Origin of the sequence: Candidatus Pseudothioglobus sp. Uisw_086 (assembly GCF_048085745.1) — a bacterium.
Classification (GTDB): Bacteria; Pseudomonadota; Gammaproteobacteria; order PS1; family Pseudothioglobaceae; genus Pseudothioglobus.
In genome coordinates this window covers 1,213,425-1,232,844 of record NZ_CP159803.1, presented here as the reverse complement: position 1 = coordinate 1,232,844, position 19,420 = coordinate 1,213,425, and the positions used below count along the sequence as shown (strand labels likewise).

The 19,420-nt window shown below is 34.7% G+C and carries 23 protein-coding genes and 1 riboswitch; of the genes, 3 read left to right on the top strand and 20 right to left on the bottom strand.

Going from position 1 to position 19,420, the window contains the following annotated elements; all coding sequences use genetic code 11:
* Positions 1 to 22: 22 nt before the first annotated feature.
* The 8 genes from ABXT49_RS06210 to ABXT49_RS06175 form a co-directional block, all read right to left on the bottom strand.
* Positions 23 to 382, bottom strand: a complete 360-nt coding sequence (locus tag ABXT49_RS06210) for an FtsB family cell division protein (protein WP_416651247.1) — start codon at positions 380 to 382, stop codon at positions 23 to 25.
* Positions 383 to 787 carry an RDD family protein gene (locus ABXT49_RS06205; protein WP_416651245.1) on the bottom strand — a complete coding sequence of 135 codons (405 nt, stop codon included), beginning with the start codon at positions 785 to 787 and terminating at the stop codon, positions 383 to 385.
* Between the two features lie 29 nt (positions 788 to 816).
* Positions 817 to 2,082, bottom strand: a complete 1,266-nt coding sequence (gene xseA, locus ABXT49_RS06200) for an exodeoxyribonuclease VII large subunit (RefSeq protein ID WP_416651243.1) — start codon at positions 2,080 to 2,082, stop codon at positions 817 to 819.
* Positions 2,075 to 2,569 (bottom strand): Smr/MutS family protein, encoded by a 495-nt coding sequence (locus ABXT49_RS06195; protein WP_416651242.1) that lies wholly within the window; start codon positions 2,567 to 2,569, stop codon positions 2,075 to 2,077. The genes xseA and ABXT49_RS06195 overlap by 8 nt, the downstream gene beginning before the upstream one ends.
* 97 nt (positions 2,570 to 2,666) lie before the next feature.
* Entirely contained in the window at positions 2,667 to 2,927 is a 261-nt protein-coding gene (rpsT, locus tag ABXT49_RS06190; protein WP_416651240.1) for a 30S ribosomal protein S20, read from the bottom strand.
* Between the two features lie 83 nt (positions 2,928 to 3,010).
* Positions 3,011 to 3,616, bottom strand: a complete 606-nt coding sequence (hflD, locus tag ABXT49_RS06185) for a high frequency lysogenization protein HflD (RefSeq protein ID WP_416651238.1) — start codon at positions 3,614 to 3,616, stop codon at positions 3,011 to 3,013.
* A complete protein-coding gene (gene mnmA, locus ABXT49_RS06180) occupies positions 3,609 to 4,697 on the bottom strand; it encodes a tRNA 2-thiouridine(34) synthase MnmA (RefSeq protein WP_416653541.1) in 1,089 nt (362 codons plus the stop codon). Before mnmA ends, hflD begins: the two co-directional genes overlap by 8 nt.
* 2 nt (positions 4,698 to 4,699) lie before the next feature.
* Positions 4,700 to 5,614: a PhoH family protein gene (locus ABXT49_RS06175; protein WP_416651236.1), complete on the bottom strand. Its 915-nt coding sequence runs from the start codon at positions 5,612 to 5,614 to the stop codon at positions 4,700 to 4,702.
* Positions 5,615 to 5,695: 81 nt separating this feature from the next.
* Between ABXT49_RS06175 and ABXT49_RS06170 the strand changes: the two genes are divergently transcribed.
* Positions 5,696 to 6,718 carry a polysaccharide deacetylase family protein gene (locus tag ABXT49_RS06170; RefSeq protein WP_416651234.1) on the top strand — a complete coding sequence of 341 codons (1,023 nt, stop codon included), beginning with the start codon at positions 5,696 to 5,698 and terminating at the stop codon, positions 6,716 to 6,718.
* A 2-nt stretch (positions 6,719 to 6,720) separates the two neighbouring features.
* Here ABXT49_RS06170 and miaB read toward each other — a convergent pair whose 3' ends face one another.
* The 10 genes from miaB to bamE form a co-directional block, all read right to left on the bottom strand.
* Positions 6,721 to 8,043 carry a tRNA (N6-isopentenyl adenosine(37)-C2)-methylthiotransferase MiaB gene (gene miaB, locus ABXT49_RS06165; RefSeq protein WP_416651232.1) on the bottom strand — a complete coding sequence of 441 codons (1,323 nt, stop codon included), beginning with the start codon at positions 8,041 to 8,043 and terminating at the stop codon, positions 6,721 to 6,723.
* Positions 8,044 to 9,078 carry a mechanosensitive ion channel family protein gene (locus ABXT49_RS06160; RefSeq protein WP_416651230.1) on the bottom strand — a complete coding sequence of 345 codons (1,035 nt, stop codon included), beginning with the start codon at positions 9,076 to 9,078 and terminating at the stop codon, positions 8,044 to 8,046.
* Positions 9,078 to 9,575, bottom strand: a complete 498-nt coding sequence (locus ABXT49_RS06155; RefSeq protein WP_416651228.1) for a murein hydrolase activator EnvC family protein — start codon at positions 9,573 to 9,575, stop codon at positions 9,078 to 9,080. The genes ABXT49_RS06160 and ABXT49_RS06155 overlap by 1 nt, the downstream gene beginning before the upstream one ends.
* A complete protein-coding gene (locus tag ABXT49_RS06150) occupies positions 9,565 to 10,143 on the bottom strand; it encodes a YqaA family protein (RefSeq protein WP_416651226.1) in 579 nt (192 codons plus the stop codon). Before ABXT49_RS06150 ends, ABXT49_RS06155 begins: the two co-directional genes overlap by 11 nt.
* A 14-nt stretch (positions 10,144 to 10,157) precedes the next feature.
* Positions 10,158 to 11,054 (bottom strand): glycine--tRNA ligase subunit alpha, encoded by an 897-nt coding sequence (gene glyQ / locus ABXT49_RS06145; RefSeq protein WP_416651224.1) that lies wholly within the window; start codon positions 11,052 to 11,054, stop codon positions 10,158 to 10,160.
* Between the two features lie 140 nt (positions 11,055 to 11,194).
* Positions 11,195 to 12,607, bottom strand: a complete 1,413-nt coding sequence (gene ahcY, locus ABXT49_RS06140) for an adenosylhomocysteinase (protein ID WP_416651223.1) — start codon at positions 12,605 to 12,607, stop codon at positions 11,195 to 11,197.
* A 21-nt stretch (positions 12,608 to 12,628) separates the two neighbouring features.
* A riboswitch (S-adenosyl-L-homocysteine riboswitch) is annotated at positions 12,629 to 12,697 on the bottom strand.
* 35 nt (positions 12,698 to 12,732) lie between these two features.
* On the bottom strand, positions 12,733 to 13,866 hold the full coding sequence (gene metK, locus ABXT49_RS06135; RefSeq protein ID WP_416651221.1) for a methionine adenosyltransferase: 1,134 nt from the start codon (positions 13,864 to 13,866) through the stop codon (positions 12,733 to 12,735).
* 153 nt (positions 13,867 to 14,019) lie between these two features.
* Complete coding sequence (ccmB, locus tag ABXT49_RS06130; RefSeq protein ID WP_416651219.1) at positions 14,020 to 14,685, bottom strand: heme exporter protein CcmB; 666 nt, start codon at positions 14,683 to 14,685, stop codon at positions 14,020 to 14,022.
* On the bottom strand, positions 14,682 to 15,284 hold the full coding sequence (gene ccmA, locus ABXT49_RS06125) for a cytochrome c biogenesis heme-transporting ATPase CcmA (RefSeq protein ID WP_416651218.1): 603 nt from the start codon (positions 15,282 to 15,284) through the stop codon (positions 14,682 to 14,684). The genes ccmB and ccmA overlap by 4 nt, the downstream gene beginning before the upstream one ends.
* A 77-nt stretch (positions 15,285 to 15,361) precedes the next feature.
* Complete coding sequence (gene bamE, locus ABXT49_RS06120; protein WP_416651217.1) at positions 15,362 to 15,760, bottom strand: outer membrane protein assembly factor BamE domain-containing protein; 399 nt, start codon at positions 15,758 to 15,760, stop codon at positions 15,362 to 15,364.
* Positions 15,761 to 15,810: 50 nt separating this feature from the next.
* Here bamE and fur point away from each other — a divergent pair, with 50 nt between their 5' ends.
* A complete protein-coding gene (gene fur / locus ABXT49_RS06115; protein WP_416651216.1) occupies positions 15,811 to 16,218 on the top strand; it encodes a ferric iron uptake transcriptional regulator in 408 nt (135 codons plus the stop codon).
* 21 nt (positions 16,219 to 16,239) lie between these two features.
* The gene (locus tag ABXT49_RS06110; protein ID WP_416651215.1) at positions 16,240 to 17,028 is read left to right on the top strand and encodes a metal ABC transporter permease; all 789 of its coding nucleotides are present in this window, start codon (positions 16,240 to 16,242) and stop codon (positions 17,026 to 17,028) included.
* Here ABXT49_RS06110 and prfA read toward each other — a convergent pair.
* Positions 17,025 to 18,113 carry a peptide chain release factor 1 gene (prfA, locus tag ABXT49_RS06105; protein WP_416651214.1) on the bottom strand — a complete coding sequence of 363 codons (1,089 nt, stop codon included), beginning with the start codon at positions 18,111 to 18,113 and terminating at the stop codon, positions 17,025 to 17,027. The two genes, ABXT49_RS06110 and prfA, sit on opposite strands and share 4 nt — an antisense overlap.
* Positions 18,113 to 19,381 carry a glutamyl-tRNA reductase gene (hemA, locus tag ABXT49_RS06100; protein ID WP_416651213.1) on the bottom strand — a complete coding sequence of 423 codons (1,269 nt, stop codon included), beginning with the start codon at positions 19,379 to 19,381 and terminating at the stop codon, positions 18,113 to 18,115. The genes prfA and hemA overlap by 1 nt, the downstream gene beginning before the upstream one ends.
* Between the last annotated feature and the right edge of the window lie 39 nt (positions 19,382 to 19,420).

The window sequence follows — 19,420 nt, the reverse complement described above, 5'->3', positions numbered from 1 at the left end:
AAGATTGAGATAATGCCATTAATTATAAAGAAGAATCAATAGTTTCTTCTAAATTATCAGTTACGATAATCTTATTAATTTTAAAGAAATATTCCCCTTCCTTAATTAGGCCATATTTAAATCTAGCTTTAGACTCAACCAATCTTGAGTCTTCTTCAGTAAAGCTGTTTATTTGACCTTCAATCAGAGCATTTTGATCTATTAAATTATTATTAGTTTTCTTAATATCATTGATTATTTTTTGTTTATTTAAAACAATATATGGGAAATTATTAGTAAAAATATTCTGCTTTATTAGAGAAAATAAAATAACAATGAGAACTAGAGTAAGTTTATTTCTATTAATAAACCCAATTAGTCCTGTGGCAGATCTATTACTCATTTATTTATGAATTTCAGTAAGGTAAGTTTTCGAATAGTAATCATGCAATGGAAGCTTATATTTATTAAAAAACTGAAATATAAAGCCAATTCCTGCTAATGAAGTTATCGCTAATATTAACCTTATAAGAGATTGCTTGTACGTGACATTTTCACCATCTTGCTGGGTAATTTCAAACTTCCATGCTCTCATGCCCAGAGTCTGTTTACCTTTAACCCATGATATGGAGAAGTAAGAGAAGATTACTGGAAGCGTTAAAAGATAAAAGAAAAGACTATTAGTTATAGGCTGTTTTTGATTGACAAGAATGACTATTCCGGCAATAAAAAATACAAATGAGAATACAAGTAATAGATCGTAAGTAATTGAGCCTAAACGACGTAAAAATGAAACATTAGATTGCATAATTAAATTTACTAGAATGTTGATGTACTCTAATTATCCTCTTTCTTTGTAACTTTTGAAATGACTTTACCGTCATGAAATTTAGTGACAATAAGGTCTCCAGAATTAATTTTTTTAAATGAAACTATAACTTTTTCTTTTTCATTATGCGTTATTGTGTATCCCCTTGAAAGAGTATTAAGAGGTGATAGAAGGTTAAGAAGACTGGCTTTATTGCTTAATTGATTTTTTTGGTGCTTAATGAAGTAATCTGAGTAGTTTTTTAATCGAGTTATTTGTTGATTAAGATTTGTCTTATTTTTATCAATTAGGCTATTTGTAATTCTAAATAGGCGCATCTCGTAGTCATCAAGTTTTTGAGCATTTTGAAGTAATTGTTGACTTGGATCAATAATTTTGAGCTGAAGCATATTTAGGTATGCATGCTTTTGATCTAAAGACTGAACCATTAAATCTTGCAAATTTTTTCTCAATTTAGATGCTTTATAGATTAAAACGTATCGGTCAGGCGTTGCAGAAACAGCAGCAGCAGATGGGGTTGGTGCTCTTACATCAGCAACAAAGTCAGCAATTGTTGTATCAGTTTCATGACCTATAGAGCTAATTATGGGAGTTGAGCATTTAAATATTTCTCGAGCAAGCTCTTCTTCATTGAAAGCCCATAAGTCTTCTAATGATCCACCACCTCTTGCTAGAATAAGAACATCACAATTTTTTTGATTGTCGGCAGCTTGAAGCGCTTTAACTATTTTTTTATGCGCATTTTCACCTTGAACAACTGTGTCATAAAGCAGAATTTCGGCAAAAGGATAGCGTGAATTTAAAACTTTAATTATGTCCTTTATAACTGAACCAGTGGATGAAGAGATAACGCCAATTTTTTTAGGATACAAGGGCAGGTCTTTTTTATTCTCCAATTCAAATAATCCCTCAATCCTTAACTTATTTTTTAGTTGATCAAACGCAAGCTGAAGGTTTCCAATTCCTGCGGGCTCCATTTGTTGAACTATTAGCTGAAAATCTCCTCTTTGTTCATAAAGTGTTGGCGCCCCTCTAATAATTACAGACATTCCATTTTCAGGATTAAATTGTACTTTTCTCTGATTTAACCTAAAAAATGCACATCTAATTTGACCACTTGAATCTTTTAATGAAAAATACCAATGCCCAGAAGATGGTTTAGATAAGTTTGAAATTTCACCTTGAATGAAACAATGTGGCACATTTTTTTCAATTGAGCTTCGACACAACCTCAAGAAGTTAGATACTGTATAAATTTCATCAATATTAAACATTTGCTTTGAGGTGAACAAAAACAGCCCCAGTTCCGCCCATTTCCTGGGTACAGGAACAGAATGCCAGCACTTCTGGGTGTTGCTTTAGATAATGAACTACTTGAGACTTCATAATTGAGAGGCCATTATCTGAGTGATAGCCTTTTCCATGAATAATATGAATAAAGCGTTCGTTTGAATGAAAATGAATAAACTTAGAGAGTGATTGGCATGCCTCCTCTATCTTATGGCCATGCAAGTCAATTGATGGAGTGGAGCCTATGTTGCCTTGTTTCATTTTTTTAAGAACTTTTGGCGATAATCCAGATTTATAATGAACTACAGCTTCGGAGCCAGATATATTAGGTTCATATAAAAAACTATATTTTTGAAACAGTTTGATTGACCCATTTTTAGAGGTAGCAGTTTTTTTAACACCATCTTTATCGATAGGTTTCTGTTGATCTACAGTAGATCGAAATAATGATTTGTCGCTTTCATTAATCATATTAGTAAAAAATTTGAATATAAAAAAACCCTCAATAGAGGGCTTTAATTATAGCAATGATTTTGCTATCGATATATTAACCTGCAGTAAGCAAATTTTATAGCGCCTTAATTTGAGCAATAATACGAGATTTCTTTCTAGCCGCTTGATTTTTATGCATTAAACCCTTGCTTACAGCCTGATCAACATTTTTTTGCATTTCAGTAAAACCACTAGTTGCTTCTTTTTTATCTCCAGCATCAATAGCATAGGAAACCTTCTTAATAAAGGTACGAACTTTTGCTCTAATTTGAGAGTTATGTTTATTGCGCTTTACTGCTTGTCTTGCGCGTTTTTTTGATCCTGCTGAATTGGCCATATTTTATTAGTTAATGCTTAAATTACGAAAACATGAATTATAGAGTCTCGACTTGATTTATGCAAGCATTTGTTTGCATTAGGTTAATTTGCTAAAGATTTAATACATTCAAGTGTTTTCTTCTTATTAAGCAATAATTGCCAAGTATTACCGCCTTGAGTTTTCCATAAAGACACAGCTCTTATTCCTGCAAGTAACAAGGCTCTTATATGGTTTGCAGTATGACGGTTTGAAAGATAAATTTGTTCACCTCGGACCATGATTGTTGGATTGAGGCTTCCAAGTGTATTTTTATAAAGCTCTGCCAGTCTAGCTATTGAATTGCTATGGTGAATGTCAAAAAATTCTTGTTTATTAATAACACTAATTTCATTTGAAATTTGATTTAATAAATCTGGTTTTTTCATTAATTTTTTTTCTAAATTTATTAGGGCCGTTGCATAGAGCATTACATTGTGCATATCAATTGTTTTCTTCTCAAGAATTAATTTTAATGAATCAAAGCCTAACTTTAGGTCTTCGGGAGAGGTAAATATTTCATCAATAGAGTCACTTTCGCTAACAATACTGCTAAGGCTTGCTTTATTAGTATGGACGTCACATTTACCTGTCAGAGCGAGTTGATGCACTAAAGCTGTCGATTGAAATATACTTGCTAGTGCAAGCGTTTTTTTTGCTGTCTTATTCATTAGATTTTGATTTGATAACGCTACCACCTAGGCAAATATCTCCATCATAAAACACAACAGATTGCCCTGGAGTTATCGCTCTTTGTGATTCAATAAAGTCAACTCTAATAGTCTGGTCATCATTTAGGCTTACATCGCACTTCTGTGAGTCTTGTCGATACCTTATTTTCGCACTGCAGTTGAAAGATGACTTGGGAGGGCTATCAACCCAGTGGATATCATCTGCAATTAGAGAGTTATGATAAAGTAAGGAGTGGTCACCCTGCACTACAATAATTTTATTGGACTCTAGAATTTTATCTGCAACGAACCATGGCTCAGGAGAATTGCTAAAGCCTCCTCCAATTTCAAGTCCTTTGCGCTGACCTATTGTATAGAAAGGCAGCCCATCATGATGTTTTATAAAGGCCCCATTTTGATCAACAATATCACCCTTCTCTTTTGGCAAGAAAGTGGTTAAAAATTCTGAAAAAGGCCTCTCGCCTATAAAACAAATGCCTGTTGAGTCTTTCTTGTCAGCATTAAGAAAGTTATTATTTTTTGCAATTTTACGAACCTCTTGCTTGTTAATTTCACCCAACGGGAAAAGACTTTGAGATAGTTGTTCTTGGTTAAGTAAATGCAAAAAATAGCTTTGATCTTTATTTCCATCTAGCCCTGACTTTAATAGGAACTTACCATTCTCTTCTGCAATCCTTGCGTAGTGACCGGTTGCGATTTTTTTTGCACCGAGATCTTTTGCATAATCCAAAAAGGCTTTAAATTTAATCCTTTGATTGCAAAGAACATCTGGATTAGGGGTTCTTCCTTTTTTATGTTCAGATAAGAAGTGCTCAAATACATCTTCCCAATACTCGTGAGAGAAATTGACTGTATGGAGCTTGATCCCAAGCTGGTCTGCTACTTGCTGAGCATCAGCAAGATCTTGAGATGCGCTGCAATATTCATCGTCATCATCTTCATCCCAATTTTTCATGAATAACGCTTCTACTTCATAACCTTTTTCAAGCAAAAGAAAAGCTGCAACGGATGAGTCAACTCCTCCTGAAAGGCCAACAATGATTTTGTTGTCAGTTGCCATCATTATGCATTATCGTAAGCTCTTACAATATTTTTAACCAGTTGATGCCTGACAACATCTTGGGCATCGAAGTTACAAAAAGCAATTTGTTCAATATCTTTGAGAATTTTGATTGCATCTGTTAGTCCTGATTGTTTTGGATTTGGTAGATCAATTTGAGTAACATCACCTGTAATTACCATCTTTGAACCAAACCCCATCCGAGTCAAAAACATTTTCATTTGAGGTATGGTTGTATTCTGGGCTTCATCAAGGATGATATAAGATTCATTTAAGGTTCTTCCTCTCATGAATGCTAATGGGGCAACTTCAATAACTCGCTGTTCTATTAGTTTATTGACTTTTTCAAAGCCTATAAATTCATAAAGTGCGTCATAGATTGGACGAAGGTAGGGATCAACTTTTTCACTAAGGTCGCCAGGAAGAAATCCTAGTTTTTCACCCGCTTCAACTGCTGGTCGAACCAAAACTATTCTCTTTACATCTGAACTTTCAAGAGCCTCAACTGCTCTTGCAACAGCTAAATATGTTTTACCTGTCCCTGCTGGACCAACTGCAAAAACAGCATCATTGTCTATAATTGCATTGACATAATTTTGCTGATTAGTGCTTCTAATATGAATATGTTTTCGACTTGTTTTAATTGTGACAGATTTTACTTCTCCATTAGGGCTGTTAAGTGATTTAATGCAAAGATCTATGTCACCAAAGTCGATTGCTTTAGTTTCAGATACAATAAGAAGGTCCTGCAAAACTGAAACAGCTAAAGCAGAATTCTCTCCTTTTATATTAAAGTCTGAACCTTTATTGGAGATATTAACGCCAAGGTTAGTGGCAATATTCTCAATATTTTTGTCAAGCCCTCCACAAATATTTGCTAGTTGCTCAGAGCTTTGAATGTTGAGTGTAAATTTCATGGGTTTTATTTTACTGAATTACTTTGAAAACAAATGTTAAGTTGCATGATTTGGCGCACTATTTAATTTATCATTTATCTTATGAAAATATTAAATATGTTTTTAAAGTTATTTATTTTAATAAGTTTTTTGCTGCCACTAAATTCCTATGCAAGCGATAGTGGTTGTGTGATTCTTGTTTATCATCGTTTTTCAGATGAAGAGCCAAAGTCTACAAGCACTTCACCAGATCTGTTTAATCAGCATTTAGAATATTTAAAGAAAAATAATTACCAGGTGCTTCCTTTAAAAAATGTTATTGAAAGCCTTAAAGCTAAACAAAATTTACCTAAGAAATGCGTTAGTTTGACTGCTGATGATGGTTTTTTGTCATTCTATACTGAGGCCTTTCCATTACTAGTTGATTATCAATTTCCAATGACTGTCTTTGTTTCAACAGAGTCTATTGATAAAAAATATGATTTAATGATGTCTTGGAACCAGCTTCGTGAAATGGCGCCTTTAATAGATGTTTATAACCACAGCAATAAACACCTTCATTTAGTTAATCAAGATACTTCAACACTAGAAAACGAAATCTCTTATGCCCAAGACAGGATTGAAAAGGAGCTGGGTGTTAATGACAAATTTTTTGCTTACCCATATGGCGAGTATGATGATAAGACTTATTCATATCTAGATGCACTTGGCTACACTGCATTTGGACAACAGTCTGGAGTTGCAAGTCAGACCAGTGACTTTTTAAATTTACCTAGATTCTCAATGTCAGGGCCTTATGCAAAAATGGACAGCTTTTCACTGAAAGTTCAAACTGTGGACATGCCAATTAAGAGCTATAGTCCTAAGTCTTTAATAATTTCAAAAGATTACAAACCAATATTAGATTTAGTTTTTTCAAGGCCACTCACGAACTATGAAAAAAATAACTTTTCTTGTTTTGTTTCTGGACAAGATTTAGCAGATCTTCATTGGAGCGGACTTCAGGCGGTAAGTATTAAATCAAAAGCCCCGCTTTTGACAGGAAGGAGTCGCTATAACTGCACTATGCCCTATAAAGAGAAAGGTCGATATTACTGGTATTCTAAACTCTGGTTAAGGTTGTAGTTTTAAATTAACTCTGCTTGAAGCGAGTTTCCTACGCCATCCGTAATTTTAACTGATACGATTTGACCAATTAATTGCTCATTACCAATGAAGTGAGCTGTTCTCATGTTTTCAGTTCTACCTGACAACGTTGCTCCTTTTTTTGAGCTACCTTCTACAAGAACTTTTTGTATACTTCCAATCATTGATTTAGAGATTTCTTCGGTATTTTCATTAAGCTTATCTTGAATGATGGCTAATCTTTGTTTTTTAGTTTCAGCGCTTACATCATCGTCGAAGCTTGCAGCAATTGTCCCAGGCCTTTTTGAGTAAATAAAACTAAATGATTTATCAAAGCCAATTTCTTCAATTAAATTAACTGTGTCATTAAAGTCTTTTTCAGTTTCACCAGGGAAGCCAATAATAAAATCTGAAGATATAGAGATACCAGGCCTAAGTTTCTTTAAGTTGCGAATTTTTGATTTATATTCAATTGCAGTATGTCCACGTTTCATAAGCCCTAAAACTCTATCAGAGCCACTCTGAACTGGGAGATGAAGATGTGATACTAACTCTGGAACTTCAGCATAAGCTTGAATAAGCCTGTCACTAAACTCTACTGGATGAGAAGTAGTATAGCGAATTCGCTCGATACCTGAAACCTGGGCAACAATAGCTATTAAAAGAGCTAAATCAGCAACTTCGCCATCATCCATTAAGCCTCTAAAGGAGTTTACATTTTGACCAAGCAGGTTAATTTCTTTAACACCCTGACTGGCTAGAATTTCCACTTCTCGCATTACATCATTAAATGGTCTAGAGATTTCCTCTCCTCTTGTATAAGGAACGACGCAAAAAGTGCAGTATTTACTGCAACCCTCCATTATCGAAACAAATGCTGTTGCACCATCACTATGAGGTTCTGGCAAGTGGTCAAATTTTTCAATTTCAGGAAAAGAGATATCAATACTTATTTGATTTTCATTCAACGCTTCATTTAGCATATTTGGAAGCCTATGAAGTGTTTGAGGGCCAAAAATCATATCAACATAAGGCGCTCTTTTAAGAATAAGGTCTCCTTCTTGAGAGGCAACACAGCCACCAACCCCGATGACTAAGTTTGGTTTCTTTTCTTTTAATTTCCTCCAGCGACCTAGTTGGTGAAATAACTTTTCCTCAGCCTTCTCTCGAATTGAGCATGTATTAACCAATAGAACGTCTGCTTCAGTAATATCTTCAGTTAATTCGAGGCCGTGAGACTCTTTAAGGACGTCACCCATTTTATCTGAGTCGTATTCGTTCATTTGACACCCAAAAGTGCGAACATATAATTTAGAGATGCTCATTTAAGTCTTTTGAATATGCAAAGTTTGAGTTGGATAAGCAATTTCAGCGCCATGATCAGAAATTATTTGGGCTATATCTAGCAAAAGCCTTCCCTTGAATGTCTTAAATTCAGTTGCATCTGTTGATGAGCTGAATGCCCAAATTACAAAGTCAAGTGATGACGCATTGAATAAGTCAAAATATACTCGACACGGTTCTTTATGGTCGATATTTTTGCTTTTAGCTAATAACTCTTGAACTTTTTCAATGATACTTTCCATTTGCGCAATATCATCATAACGGATACCAATAACCTCATAAATCTGACGGTTAGTCATTCGAGAAGGAGTTTCAATAGGTATGGTTGCAAAGATTCCATTTGGAACATAGACAGGGTTCTTATTAAAGGTGCGAATACGAGTCATTCTCCAGCCAATTTTCTCAACCACACCCTCTATACTTTTATCTGTAGTTCGAATCCAATCCCCAGTAGAAAAAGGTTTATCCATTTGAATCATTAGGCCACCAAAAATATTAGCAAGCATATCTTTAGCGGCAAAGCCAACAACAATACCACCTACTCCACCTAAAGTTAAGATAGAAGAGACAGCATATCCATAGAATTGAGCAACACCGAGGATAATTGCAAAAACAAAAAGAATTTTGATTAGTCGAGTGAACAACCGAACAGAGTCTTTGTCTACGCTCCCTTCTTTCTCTAACATGTAAGTTTCAGTATTAGATATTAGTCTTAGAATTCCCCAAGTCAAAATAAACACTGGCGCAATAACTATGTAACTTACAATTTGGCTAAGAGGTGGAATTTCTGAAGTAAGCTCTACTAATGAAAAGTAAAGCCACCCATACCAAATTAGTAATTTAAGTGGCGCTGAAATAGCGCTAATTAGGTGATCATCTATTTGTGTTTTAGTGCTGCTAGAGTGTTTTTTTATTTGCTTAAGGATTGTCCCTAGTGCAATATGCGCAATAACTGCAAGAACCAATAGTGCACCTGACATCTGGACTGGACTTATATTTTGGATAAAATCATTCATTAAAGATATTTTAAAGGATTAATAGGTTCTTCGTATTTTTTCATTTCGAAATAAAAAGGTTTGTCGCTGCTAAGAGCAATTAGCCCACCTTTTTGTATAATATCACCCTCACTTACAAGCAGTTCTTGATTTTGATTGTAAATACTATAGAAGCCATAAGCATGCTTGATAATAATCATTTTTCCATAGCTTGTCATTTTATCGCCGCTATATACTACTTCGCCTTTTCTGATTGCCCTTACTTCTTGACCAGCAGAATTATTGTAAGTCAATCCAAAGTGACTGTCTTTTTCAGAGTAGCTTTTAAGTATTGAAGCATCAATAGGTAAAGACCAGTCATTGTTAACATTTGAATTACTGGTTTTTGCTTTAGTGTTTTGTTGTAAAGCCTCTACTTTGTTAAATGATTTTTCAACAACAGTTACTTGACTGGCATCATTGGTAAAGCAGCCCGAAAGAAAAATAAGTAAAAAAAGAGTCAAAAATTTAGTATTCATACCACACAAATAAAATAATAATAAAAATAAGTAAGTAGCCTAGCCAATCTATGTACTTATTTAACCATTGATCTGCCATTTTTCCTAATTTTCTTACTAGAAATGAAACTAAAAAATATCTAGCACCCCTTGCAATTAAAGAAAAGGCCACAAAGGGAATAAGTGACATGGACATCATTCCAGCAGAAATAGTAAATAGCTTGTATGGAACTGGACTAAAGCCAGCGATAAGAATAATCACAATTCCATAAGTATTAAAATAAATTTGCGCACTCTCTAGCTTTGATTCGTAACCTAGGTTAGCAAGTAAAGGCCCAATTTGATCCATAGCAAAGACTCCAATATAATAGCCAGCTACTCCACCAAGTACAGAAGCTAGAGTACAAATCGTTGCAAAATAGTATGCCTTCGATCTATTTTTTAGAGACATAGAGGCTAACAATAAGTCCTGAATTGGCAATGGTAGAATCGAGGACTCTAAAAAGCTTATCAGAGATAGCCATAAGATTGCAAATCGACTGGCTGACCAATCTAAAATTTTGCTATATACGAAGTGAAAGGGCCTCATTGACTTATGAGGACTTATTTTTTTAACATTGGGAAGCCAAGTCTTTCCCTAGAATCAAGATAAGCTTGAGCTACTTTTTGGCTCATTGATCTTACCCTACGAATAAATCTTGCTCTGTCTGTGACGCTTATTGCTCGCCTTGCATCAAGAATGTTAAAAAGATGCGACGCTTTCATAGCTTGCTCATAAGCAGGAAAAGGAAGGCTCTCTTCAATGAGTGTTAAGTTCATTGCTTCAGCTTCATCAAACTGCCTAAAAAGAACTTCAATATCTGCAAGTTCAAAGTTGTATTTCGATTGTTCAACTTCATTTTGATGGAAAACATCCCCATAAGTTAAGCCTTCTGTCCAAACAAGGTCATAAACGCTATCAACACCTTGAAGGTACATTGCTAACCTTTCTAAACCATAGGTTAATTCTCCAGAAACAGGTTTGCATGGTAGACCACCAACTTGTTGGAAATATGTAAATTGACTCACCTCCATGCCATTAAGCCAGACCTCCCAACCTAAGCCCCATGCACCTAATGTTGGTGATTCCCAATTATCCTCAACAAACCTAACATCATGCATCTTTAGGTCAATACCAATAAAAGATAATGAGTCAAGATACAGGTCTTGAATATCACTTGGAGAAGGCTTTAATAAAACCTGAAATTGATAATAGTGCTGAAGGCGGTTTGGATTTTCACCGTAGCGACCATCACTTGGTCTTCTTGAAGACTGAACATATGCCGCTTTCCATGGCTCAGGTCCTATTGATCTCAAAAAAGTTGCTGGATGAAAGGTTCCTGCACCAACTTCCATATCAAAAGGTTGAGTAATAGCGCATCCTTTTTCAGCCCAATAATTTTGTAGTTTGAGGATTAAATTTTGAAATGATTTAGTTGTATCGAGTTCTGAAGCTGACATTAATTTGAACTAAAAATAACAATATCAAAAATTTTACCTCAACAGCAACTTTTGAGGGTTAGCATTTATATTTTTGTATTAAATACTATTAAAAAAAATGCGGGAAGATATCCCGCATTTTTGTTTAACTAAGAGAAAGCTTAATATTTATAAGTCTCTGACTTAAACGGACCTTCTTTAGGAGTATTAATGTACTTTGCTTGAGTGTCAGTCAAAATAGTCATCACACCTCCAAAGCCTCCAACCATTCCAGCAGCTACTTCTTCATCAAGTTTCTTTGGAAGAATTTCGACTGTGACATTCGCAGCCTTTTGATCATTAGGAAGGTCAGCAAATTTTTTCTCAAAAAGATGCATTTGAGCTAAAACCTGGTTTGCAAAAGAGCCATCCATAATTCTAGAAGGGTGGCCAGTCGCATTTCCTAGATTAACTAAACGACCTTCAGACAACAAAATTAAGTAGTCATTTTTATTTTCAGAGCGATAAATACGGTGGACTTGAGGTTTTACTTCATCCCATTTCCAATTATCACGCATAAATAAAGTATCAATTTCATTATCAAAATGACCAATATTACAAACTACTGAGCCTGCTTTTAGGCTTCTAAGCATGGCCGAATCACAAACATTTGTATTGCCAGTTGTAGTTACAATTAAATCAGTAGTGCTTAGTAATTCTTTATTAATACAATCCATTGAGCCTGTATTAATTCCATCAATATATGGTGAAACAACCTCAAAGCCATCCATACAAGCTTGAAACGCACAAATAGGATCAACTTCAGTAATTTTTACAATCATTCCTTCTTGACGAAGTGACATAGCAGAGCCTTTTCCAACATCACCGTAGCCTATTAGAAGCGCCTTCTTTCCTGACATTAGCATATCTGTACCACGCTTTATAGCATCATTTAATGAGTGACGACATCCATATTTATTATCATTTTTTGCTTTAGTAACAGCATCATTAACATTAATCGCTGGAACTTTAAGCTCACCACTTTCAATCATCTCTAGAAGGCGGTGGACACCTGTTGTAGTTTCTTCACTGATACCATGGATTTTATCAAGCATTTCAGGATATTTTTCATGAACCATTCCTGTTAGATCGCCGCCATCATCTAAAATCATATTGGCATCCCATGGCTTACCATTATGAAGAATAGTTTGCTCAATACACCATAAAAATTCTTCTTCAGTTTCACCTTTCCAAGCAAAAACTGGAATATTTTTTACAGCCATTGCAGATGCAGCATGATCTTGGGTTGAAAAAATATTGCAAGATGACCAGCGAATTTCAGCGCCTAAGTCTATTAGCGTTTCCATAAGAACAGCAGTTTGAATTGTCATATGAATGCAGCCCATAATTCTTGCTCCATTCAAAGGCTGCTCTTTTCTATATTTTGATCTAAGAGCCATTAAAGCAGGCATTTCAGCTTCTGCTAACTCGATCTCTTTACGCCCAAATTCTGCCAAATTAATATCAGCAACTTTATAGTCAAGGTTAAGATCAGCAACTTTGAAGCCAGTATTATCTATTGTTGATTCGCTCATTTTATTTCCTATTAAATTGAAAAAAAATGAGCGTCGTTTTGGTTACCAAGCCTGATTGAGAAGTATCTCAATGCAACGCTCCTTGGTAAGCTTGGTATTATACAAAAAAATAATTAAAAAAGAAACTATTTTAGCAAATCTGCTCTATCCGTTTTCTCCCAGCTAATTGAGTCTTCAGTTCTGCCAAAATGACCATAGCTAGCAGTTTGTTGATATATAGGACGTTTTAAATCCAACATAGCGATTAAGCCTTTAGGCCTAAGATCAAAGTGCTTTCTAATCAATGTCACGATTTCATGGTGAGGAATTTTTCCAGTTCCAAAAGTATCAACACTAATACTTGTTGGCTCTGCAACTCCAATTGCATAAGAAACTTGAATTTCACATCTTTCAGCAAGTCCAGCTGCGACGATATTTTTTGCAACATATCGAGTTGCGTAAGCTGCACTTCTATCAACTTTTGATGGATCTTTTCCAGAAAAAGCACCGCCACCATGTCTAGCCATGCCGCCGTAAGTATCTACAATAATTTTTCTTCCAGTAAGGCCAGCATCTCCAACAGGACCCCCAATTACGAAGTTACCAGTTGGATTAATATGGTATTGAGTATCATTTGTCAGCCATTTTTCTGGCAAGATCGGCTTAATAATTTCTTCAAGTATCGTTTCTCTAAGTTCTTCTAATGAAATGTTACCGTCATGCTGCGTGGAAAGAACCACCGCATCAATTCCTACAATTTGATTACCTTCATAAATACAAGAAACCTGGGATTTTGCATCAGGGCGAAGCCAAGGTATGGTTCCGTTTAGCATTAGCTCTGCTTGTTGTTTAACAAGTTGATGAGAAAGCATAATAGGTGCTGGCATTAATTCATCTGTTGAATTTTCAGCATAACCAAACATGAGTCCTTGATCACCAGCACCTTGCTCGTGATTTTCACTTTCAGTAACGCCCATAGAAATGTCTTGTGATTGTCTGCCTAAGAGGTTAGTTAATGAACAAGTGTTCGCATTAAAGCCATATTCTTCTTTGTCATAACCTATACCAAGAATAGTTTTTCGAACCACTTCCTCATAATCAATTTGGGCGTTAGTGGTTATTTCTCCTGCCAAGACAACTTGATTATCCTTAACTAAAGTTTCAACAGCAACTCTTGAATTGATGTCTTGTTTTAGTGCGGCGTCAAGAATAGCATCAGAGATTTGATCACAAACTTTATCAGGGTGACCAGCAGAAACAGATTCAGAAGTAAATATCATAGTGCATTCCTATAAAAAATAAAAAACCATTAAAGTGGGTTTCTCCGGAAAACACCAACTTTAGCTTGTTTTAGTCACCTAGATGACAACGCTAGCAATCGAAACAAATCAGCGTATTAGAATTATATAATCTTTTATGATCAAATGTAAAGGTTATTCCAAGCTAATTCTTAATGCCACAGCGCTTACAAAAGGAGCGGTTATAAGGCTAATTATAAGAATTGAACCTAAAAAATAGAGTTGGCCATTAATTGTAAGGTTGGATTGTGATTGAGAGACTGCGCTTGTTGCAAAAATTAAAATAGGTATGTAAAGAGGTAGTATTAATAAAGATAATAACATTCCAGAGTTTTTTATACTAACTACTAGTGAAGCGCCTATAGATCCTATTAAGCTTAAACAAGGAGTGGCTAAACACAGAGTAAACATTAAAATATAGACGCTATTAGAGTCTAAAAATAGGGCTATACCAAGTAATGGCGAAAGTAATATTATTGGGAAGCCGCTAAGCAACCAATGCGCAGTAGTTTTAGCAAGGAGTATTAAGGGAAGAGGATGATGAGAAATAACTATTTGCTCAAGAACACCATTATCATAGTCGTAGTGAAACAATGAATTAAGTGATAAAAGAACTGAAAGCATTGTAACAACCCAAATAATACCAGGCGCTATATTCATTAATGTCCCAGCATCTGGGCTTATAGCAATCGGAAATAAAGAAATAGAAATAACGAAAAACATTAGAGGATTAAGAAATCTAGATGGATTTCTAAAGGCCATTTTTAAATCCCTTTTAAGAGTTATTAGAAAGATATTCAAAGAGAAATCTCCTTAAGGCTTTTAATATTGCAATCTTGATGGGTTGTTAAGATGCATAAGCCGCCATTTGCACAATGGCTTTCAATTTGGTTTTCAATTATTTTGATTCCATCTGAGTCTAGGGCAGTGAAAGGTTCGTCAAGAAGCCAAAGTTTAGACTGACTAATAAATAGAAGTGATAATGCTATCCTCCTTTTTTGGCCTGCAGAAAGATTTCCAGCAAGTTCATGTTCATAATTTTTTAATCCAACTTCTTTTAATACGTTATGAAAATTTGGAAATGTAATTTCTGTACTTAGGTATGTTAAATATTCTAGATTTTCGATGCAACTAAGCTCTGAGCTTAAAGCTGCATAGTGGCCAAGATATAGGGTTTCTAGTTGATATTTTTCGCTATTTGATTTACTTTTGTCAAATACTATGGAGCCTAGTTCTGGAGAATTAAGGCCAGCTATAATCTTTAGTAGTGAGGTTTTTCCTGATCCGTTTTGACCAGAGATTCTAAGGACTTCACCAGAATTTAATTCAAAAGATAGGTTCTCAAAGAGAAGGTTGTAACCTCTTTGGCAGCTTAAGTTATTGATTATTAACTTTGACATACCTTTATTTTAGTTGATAAGCCGAATAAAGGCGATAAATTCTAAGAAGGCTAAATCTCAATGTAAATTTTTTCTTATTAATACATATTCATTAAATCTTCTAGGCCACTCTTATCAATTTCAGATAAAAAGTCACCTGTAAATACAAGCCTTAAGCGATACCTTGTTTCTCCCCCATTATTAAGTGTTGAATGATTTATGTAATCCCATTGAAATTGATGGAAAGGGTCAATAATGCTTGGAGAGCCAATGATACTTATTACAATTTCTTTTGACATTCCTAATTGAAGCTTTTTAACTTCTTTGATATCAAGAGTTGATCCTTGGATAATTGATGGTTTGTATAGATTGAGTGAGGGTAGTTTGGGTAATGAAAGACTTGAAAGTTTAGTGATTTCAGAGGACTTGGGAAGAATATTTGAACACCCTGTCAATATAAAACAGGAGACTAGAATAAAAGTTAATCTCTTCATCATTAGTTAAAACATATAAAATATAAATATGATTTTACCTTAAGGATTTTTAAATGGATGCAGAAGATTTAAAAAGTGCTGGACTTAAAGTTACTCTTCCAAGGCTAAAGATTTTGGAGGTTTTGGAGAAATCACCAAACCATCATTTGAGTGCTGAGGATATTTATAGGGTTTTAATTGAACAAAATGAAGAAGTTGGTGTTGCAACAATTTACCGCGTTTTATCGCAATTTGAAGAATCAGGAATTGTTCAAAAATTAAATTTTGAAAATAATCAGGCTGTCTATGAGTTATGCGGCTTAGAACATCATGATCACCTAGTGTGTGTTAAATGTAATAAGATTATTGAATTTCAAGATGATGTTATTGAACAACATCAGCTCCAAATTGCAAAAAAACATGGCTTTGAATTGACTGATCACTCACTATATCTTTATGGCTTATGCAAGGGCTGTCATTAAGTTTTTAGGGCTTTATAAATTATGGATGATTTTATTTATAGAGCGTTAATTGCGGCAATTGGAGTATCAATAATCGCAGGCTCTTTAGGTTGTTTTGTTATCTGGAAACGCCTTTCTTATTTCTCGGACTCTATTTCACATAGTGCCCTTTTAGGAGTTGCTCTTGGGCTTGCAACTGGACTGGGTATTAATTTTGGCTTGATTATTATTGGAGGCTTATTTGCAACTCTGATTGTTTTTTTGCAGCAAAAAGATTTCTGGTCAAGTGATGCTGTGTTAGGTATCTTTTCACATATTTCTCTATCCCTAGGTATCGTCGTTTTAGGTTTTATTGGGGATCAAAATATAGACTATTTTTCTTATCTTTTTGGAGATATATTATCCATAACCTCTAAAGATATCTATTGGATATTTTCTGTTATGGCTGTTGTTATTTTGTTGTTATTTATTAATTGGAAAAAACTGTTATTGCTAACACTTAATGAAGAGTTAGCCAAAGCTGAAGGGGTTAATAAAACCTTTTATGAGCTGCTTTTTATGTTTTTAATAGCACTGGCAGTATCTGTTTCAGTCCAAATTGTAGGCGTTTTATTGATTACTTCTTTACTAATTATTCCGCCTGCAATAGCTCGAGTTTTTTCAATTTCCCCTATATCAATGATTTTTAGTTCAATTCTAATATCAATTGTTTCTGTTTTATTAGGGCTTTACTCTTCAATTGCATTTGATCTAGCAACTGGCCCTGCAATAGTTATTACTTTAGGAGTTTTCTTTTTTGTTGCCCAATTCCTTCCGAATAGAGGCAGTTAAAGGGACTCATTAAGTGCGGTCAATTGATTAGTTTGTTGCTCAATTACTAGTGGGTCTATAATTGCCTCTAATTCCCCTTCCATGACTTCGCTTAATTTGTAGAGCGTTAAATTAATCCGATGGTCAGTAACTCTTCCTTGGGGATAATTATAAGTCCTAATTCTTTGAGAGCGATCACCACTTCCGACTAGTTCTTTTCTTTGAGAGGCCTGCTCCTTCTGTTGTTCTTGTTGTTGAGCATTCAAAATTCTGGATGCTAGAACTGATAAAGCTTGAGCTTTATTTTTATGTTGTGAGCGGCCATCTTGGCATTCTACAACTGTTCCAGTAGGAATATGAGTTACGCGAACAGCAGAGTCAGTTTTGTTGACATGCTGACCTCCAGCTCCAGAAGCCCTAAAAGTATCAACCCTCACATCATTCATATTGATATTCACTTCTTCAATGCTAGAAACTTCTGGCATAACAGCAACGGTACAAGCAGATGTATGAACTCTTCCTTGAGACTCAGTTTCTGGAACCCTTTGAACGCGATGAGCACCAGATTCAAATTTAAGTTTTGAATAGACGTTTGTACCACTTATTCGAGCAATAATTTCTTTAAAGCCACCATGCTCTCCTAAATTAGAGCTTAATATTTCAAGCTGCCATTTAGATTTTTCTACATATCGAGTATACATTCTATAAAGATCACCTGAAAAAATACTTGCTTCATCTCCACCTGTTCCTGCTCTAATTTCAATAATAATATTACGTGAGTCGTTTGGATCTTTTGGAAGAAGTGATTTCTTAAGATCAAATTCTAGTTGCTCTAAAATCTTTCGACCTAAAACAATTTCTTCCTCAGCCATTTCTTTAATATCTTGATCATCTTCATGGAGAAGAACTTCTGCAGCTTCAATATCAGCAACGACTGATAAGTATTCAATGTACTTGTCATTTATGGGGCTTAATTGAGAATGCTCTATGGAAAGCTCTCTAAATTTATTTTGATCAGAGGCAATAGACTGATCTGAGAGCATCGCGTTGATTTCTTCAAGGCGCATGGATAATTGCTCTAATTTAGTGAGGATTGATTGATTCATTAGTTGTCGATCTTAGAGGGATTTGTTTTGTCTTTTTTGACTATTTCATGAGAGTCAGTTTTAAGATTGCTAGGATTTTTTAAATTCTCTAAAGCTTTGTGTAGTAATTTATTAGTAAGTTTGTCAGCTAGCTCCTCTACCACTAGGTCAGGATTTGAACCTGATTTAAGTTTTCTTAAGGCCGTTTGTAATAGCTCATCCTTAAGTAAATTTGCTTGTCTTCTATGATTTTTAATTATCTCTTCATTAGGAATATTGTTTGCCCATTCAATAAAATCAACACTTTTTGCATTAATTATCTTTTTAGCAATAGCTTTTTCTTTTAGTCTTTCTTCTAAATTGCTATTAGCAATTTGCTGTAAATCATCGACACTATATAGAAATACATCTTCTAATTGATTCGCTTCTGGTTCAATGTCTCTAGGAATAGCTAAATCAATAAGTAGCATTGGTCTATGTTTTCTTTGATGAAGAACTGTTTCAATTAAACCTTTGCCAATAATTGGAATAGGTGCTGCTGTTGAGGAAATAACTATATCTGCTCTATGAAGATTTTCAGATAGGCTTTTTAATGAAATCGCTTCTGCATCATGCTTAATTGCAATTGGCCGGGCATTTTCTATAGTTCTATTTGCAAAAATCATTTTCCTTACACCTCTTTTACTAAGGTGCTGAGCACTAAGCTCAATCATCTCTCCAGCGCCAATAAGCAAAACAGTTTGACTTGATAGGTTTGTAAATATTTTTTCACTTAGCTTAACAGCGCAATAAGCAACTGAGACTGGTGAAGAACCTATATTTGTATCAGTACGAACTTTTTTTGCGATTTTAAAGACATGTTGAAATAATTTTTCTAAAATTTTATCTAAAGCGCTTTCATTTTTTGAGAGCTGATAAGCATCTTTTAGTTGTCCAAAAATTTGAGGCTCACCTAGAACTAAAGATTCTAGCCCACAAGCAACATTGCATACATGTTGGACGGCTTCATTTTCTTCATAATAAGAAACATACTCAATTAAAGAGTGATGATCTATACCATGACTGGATGCTAAAAACTTTATTAAAACATCACGAATATTCTTTGAGTCATGGGAGACGTAAATTTCTGACCTGTTACAGGTAGAAAAGATAACGCAGCCTTTAATTTCTTTAAGTGAGAGTAGAGAAGAAATAGCTGGCGCAAGCTCACCATGAGCAAAGGCTACTTTTTCCCTAATTTCTACTGGGGCTATCTGATGGTTTACACTCAGTATTGCAATATTCGACATTTAAAAAAACGAAAATAATTTAATCCATTAATTATACAT

What these genes read in the sequence shown, in the direction of transcription:
- hflD (WP_416651238.1), bottom strand. Translation starts at nt 3,616, where the DNA reads ATGAATAAGACAGCAAAAAAAACGCTTGCACTAGCAAGTATATTTCAA.
- ABXT49_RS06155 (WP_416651228.1), bottom strand. Translation starts at nt 9,575, where the DNA reads ATGAATACTAAATTTTTGACTCTTTTTTTACTTATTTTTCTTTCGGGC.
- rpsT (WP_416651240.1), bottom strand. Translation starts at nt 2,927, where the DNA reads ATGGCCAATTCAGCAGGATCAAAAAAACGCGCAAGACAAGCAGTAAAG.
- ABXT49_RS06195 (WP_416651242.1), bottom strand. Translation starts at nt 2,569, where the DNA reads ATGATTAATGAAAGCGACAAATCATTATTTCGATCTACTGTAGATCAA.
- ABXT49_RS06170 (WP_416651234.1), top strand. Translation starts at nt 5,696, where the DNA reads ATGAAAATATTAAATATGTTTTTAAAGTTATTTATTTTAATAAGTTTT.
- ABXT49_RS06175 (WP_416651236.1), bottom strand. Translation starts at nt 5,614, where the DNA reads ATGAAATTTACACTCAACATTCAAAGCTCTGAGCAACTAGCAAATATT.
- ABXT49_RS06160 (WP_416651230.1), bottom strand. Translation starts at nt 9,078, where the DNA reads ATGAATGATTTTATCCAAAATATAAGTCCAGTCCAGATGTCAGGTGCA.
- ABXT49_RS06110 (WP_416651215.1), top strand. Translation starts at nt 16,240, where the DNA reads ATGGATGATTTTATTTATAGAGCGTTAATTGCGGCAATTGGAGTATCA.
- ccmA (WP_416651218.1), bottom strand. Translation starts at nt 15,284, where the DNA reads ATGTCAAAGTTAATAATCAATAACTTAAGCTGCCAAAGAGGTTACAAC.
- hemA (WP_416651213.1), bottom strand. Translation starts at nt 19,381, where the DNA reads ATGTCGAATATTGCAATACTGAGTGTAAACCATCAGATAGCCCCAGTA.
- xseA (WP_416651243.1), bottom strand. Translation starts at nt 2,082, where the DNA reads ATGTTTAATATTGATGAAATTTATACAGTATCTAACTTCTTGAGGTTG.
- metK (WP_416651221.1), bottom strand. Translation starts at nt 13,866, where the DNA reads ATGATATTTACTTCTGAATCTGTTTCTGCTGGTCACCCTGATAAAGTT.
- bamE (WP_416651217.1), bottom strand. Translation starts at nt 15,760, where the DNA reads ATGATGAAGAGATTAACTTTTATTCTAGTCTCCTGTTTTATATTGACA.
- ABXT49_RS06150 (WP_416651226.1), bottom strand. Translation starts at nt 10,143, where the DNA reads ATGAGGCCCTTTCACTTCGTATATAGCAAAATTTTAGATTGGTCAGCC.
- mnmA (WP_416653541.1), bottom strand. Translation starts at nt 4,697, where the DNA reads ATGGCAACTGACAACAAAATCATTGTTGGCCTTTCAGGAGGAGTTGAC.
- ABXT49_RS06205 (WP_416651245.1), bottom strand. Translation starts at nt 787, where the DNA reads ATGCAATCTAATGTTTCATTTTTACGTCGTTTAGGCTCAATTACTTAC.
- miaB (WP_416651232.1), bottom strand. Translation starts at nt 8,043, where the DNA reads ATGAGCATCTCTAAATTATATGTTCGCACTTTTGGGTGTCAAATGAAC.
- prfA (WP_416651214.1), bottom strand. Translation starts at nt 18,113, where the DNA reads ATGAATCAATCAATCCTCACTAAATTAGAGCAATTATCCATGCGCCTT.
- glyQ (WP_416651224.1), bottom strand. Translation starts at nt 11,054, where the DNA reads ATGTCAGCTTCAGAACTCGATACAACTAAATCATTTCAAAATTTAATC.
- fur (WP_416651216.1), top strand. Translation starts at nt 15,811, where the DNA reads ATGGATGCAGAAGATTTAAAAAGTGCTGGACTTAAAGTTACTCTTCCA.
- ahcY (WP_416651223.1), bottom strand. Translation starts at nt 12,607, where the DNA reads ATGAGCGAATCAACAATAGATAATACTGGCTTCAAAGTTGCTGATCTT.
- ABXT49_RS06210 (WP_416651247.1), bottom strand. Translation starts at nt 382, where the DNA reads ATGAGTAATAGATCTGCCACAGGACTAATTGGGTTTATTAATAGAAAT.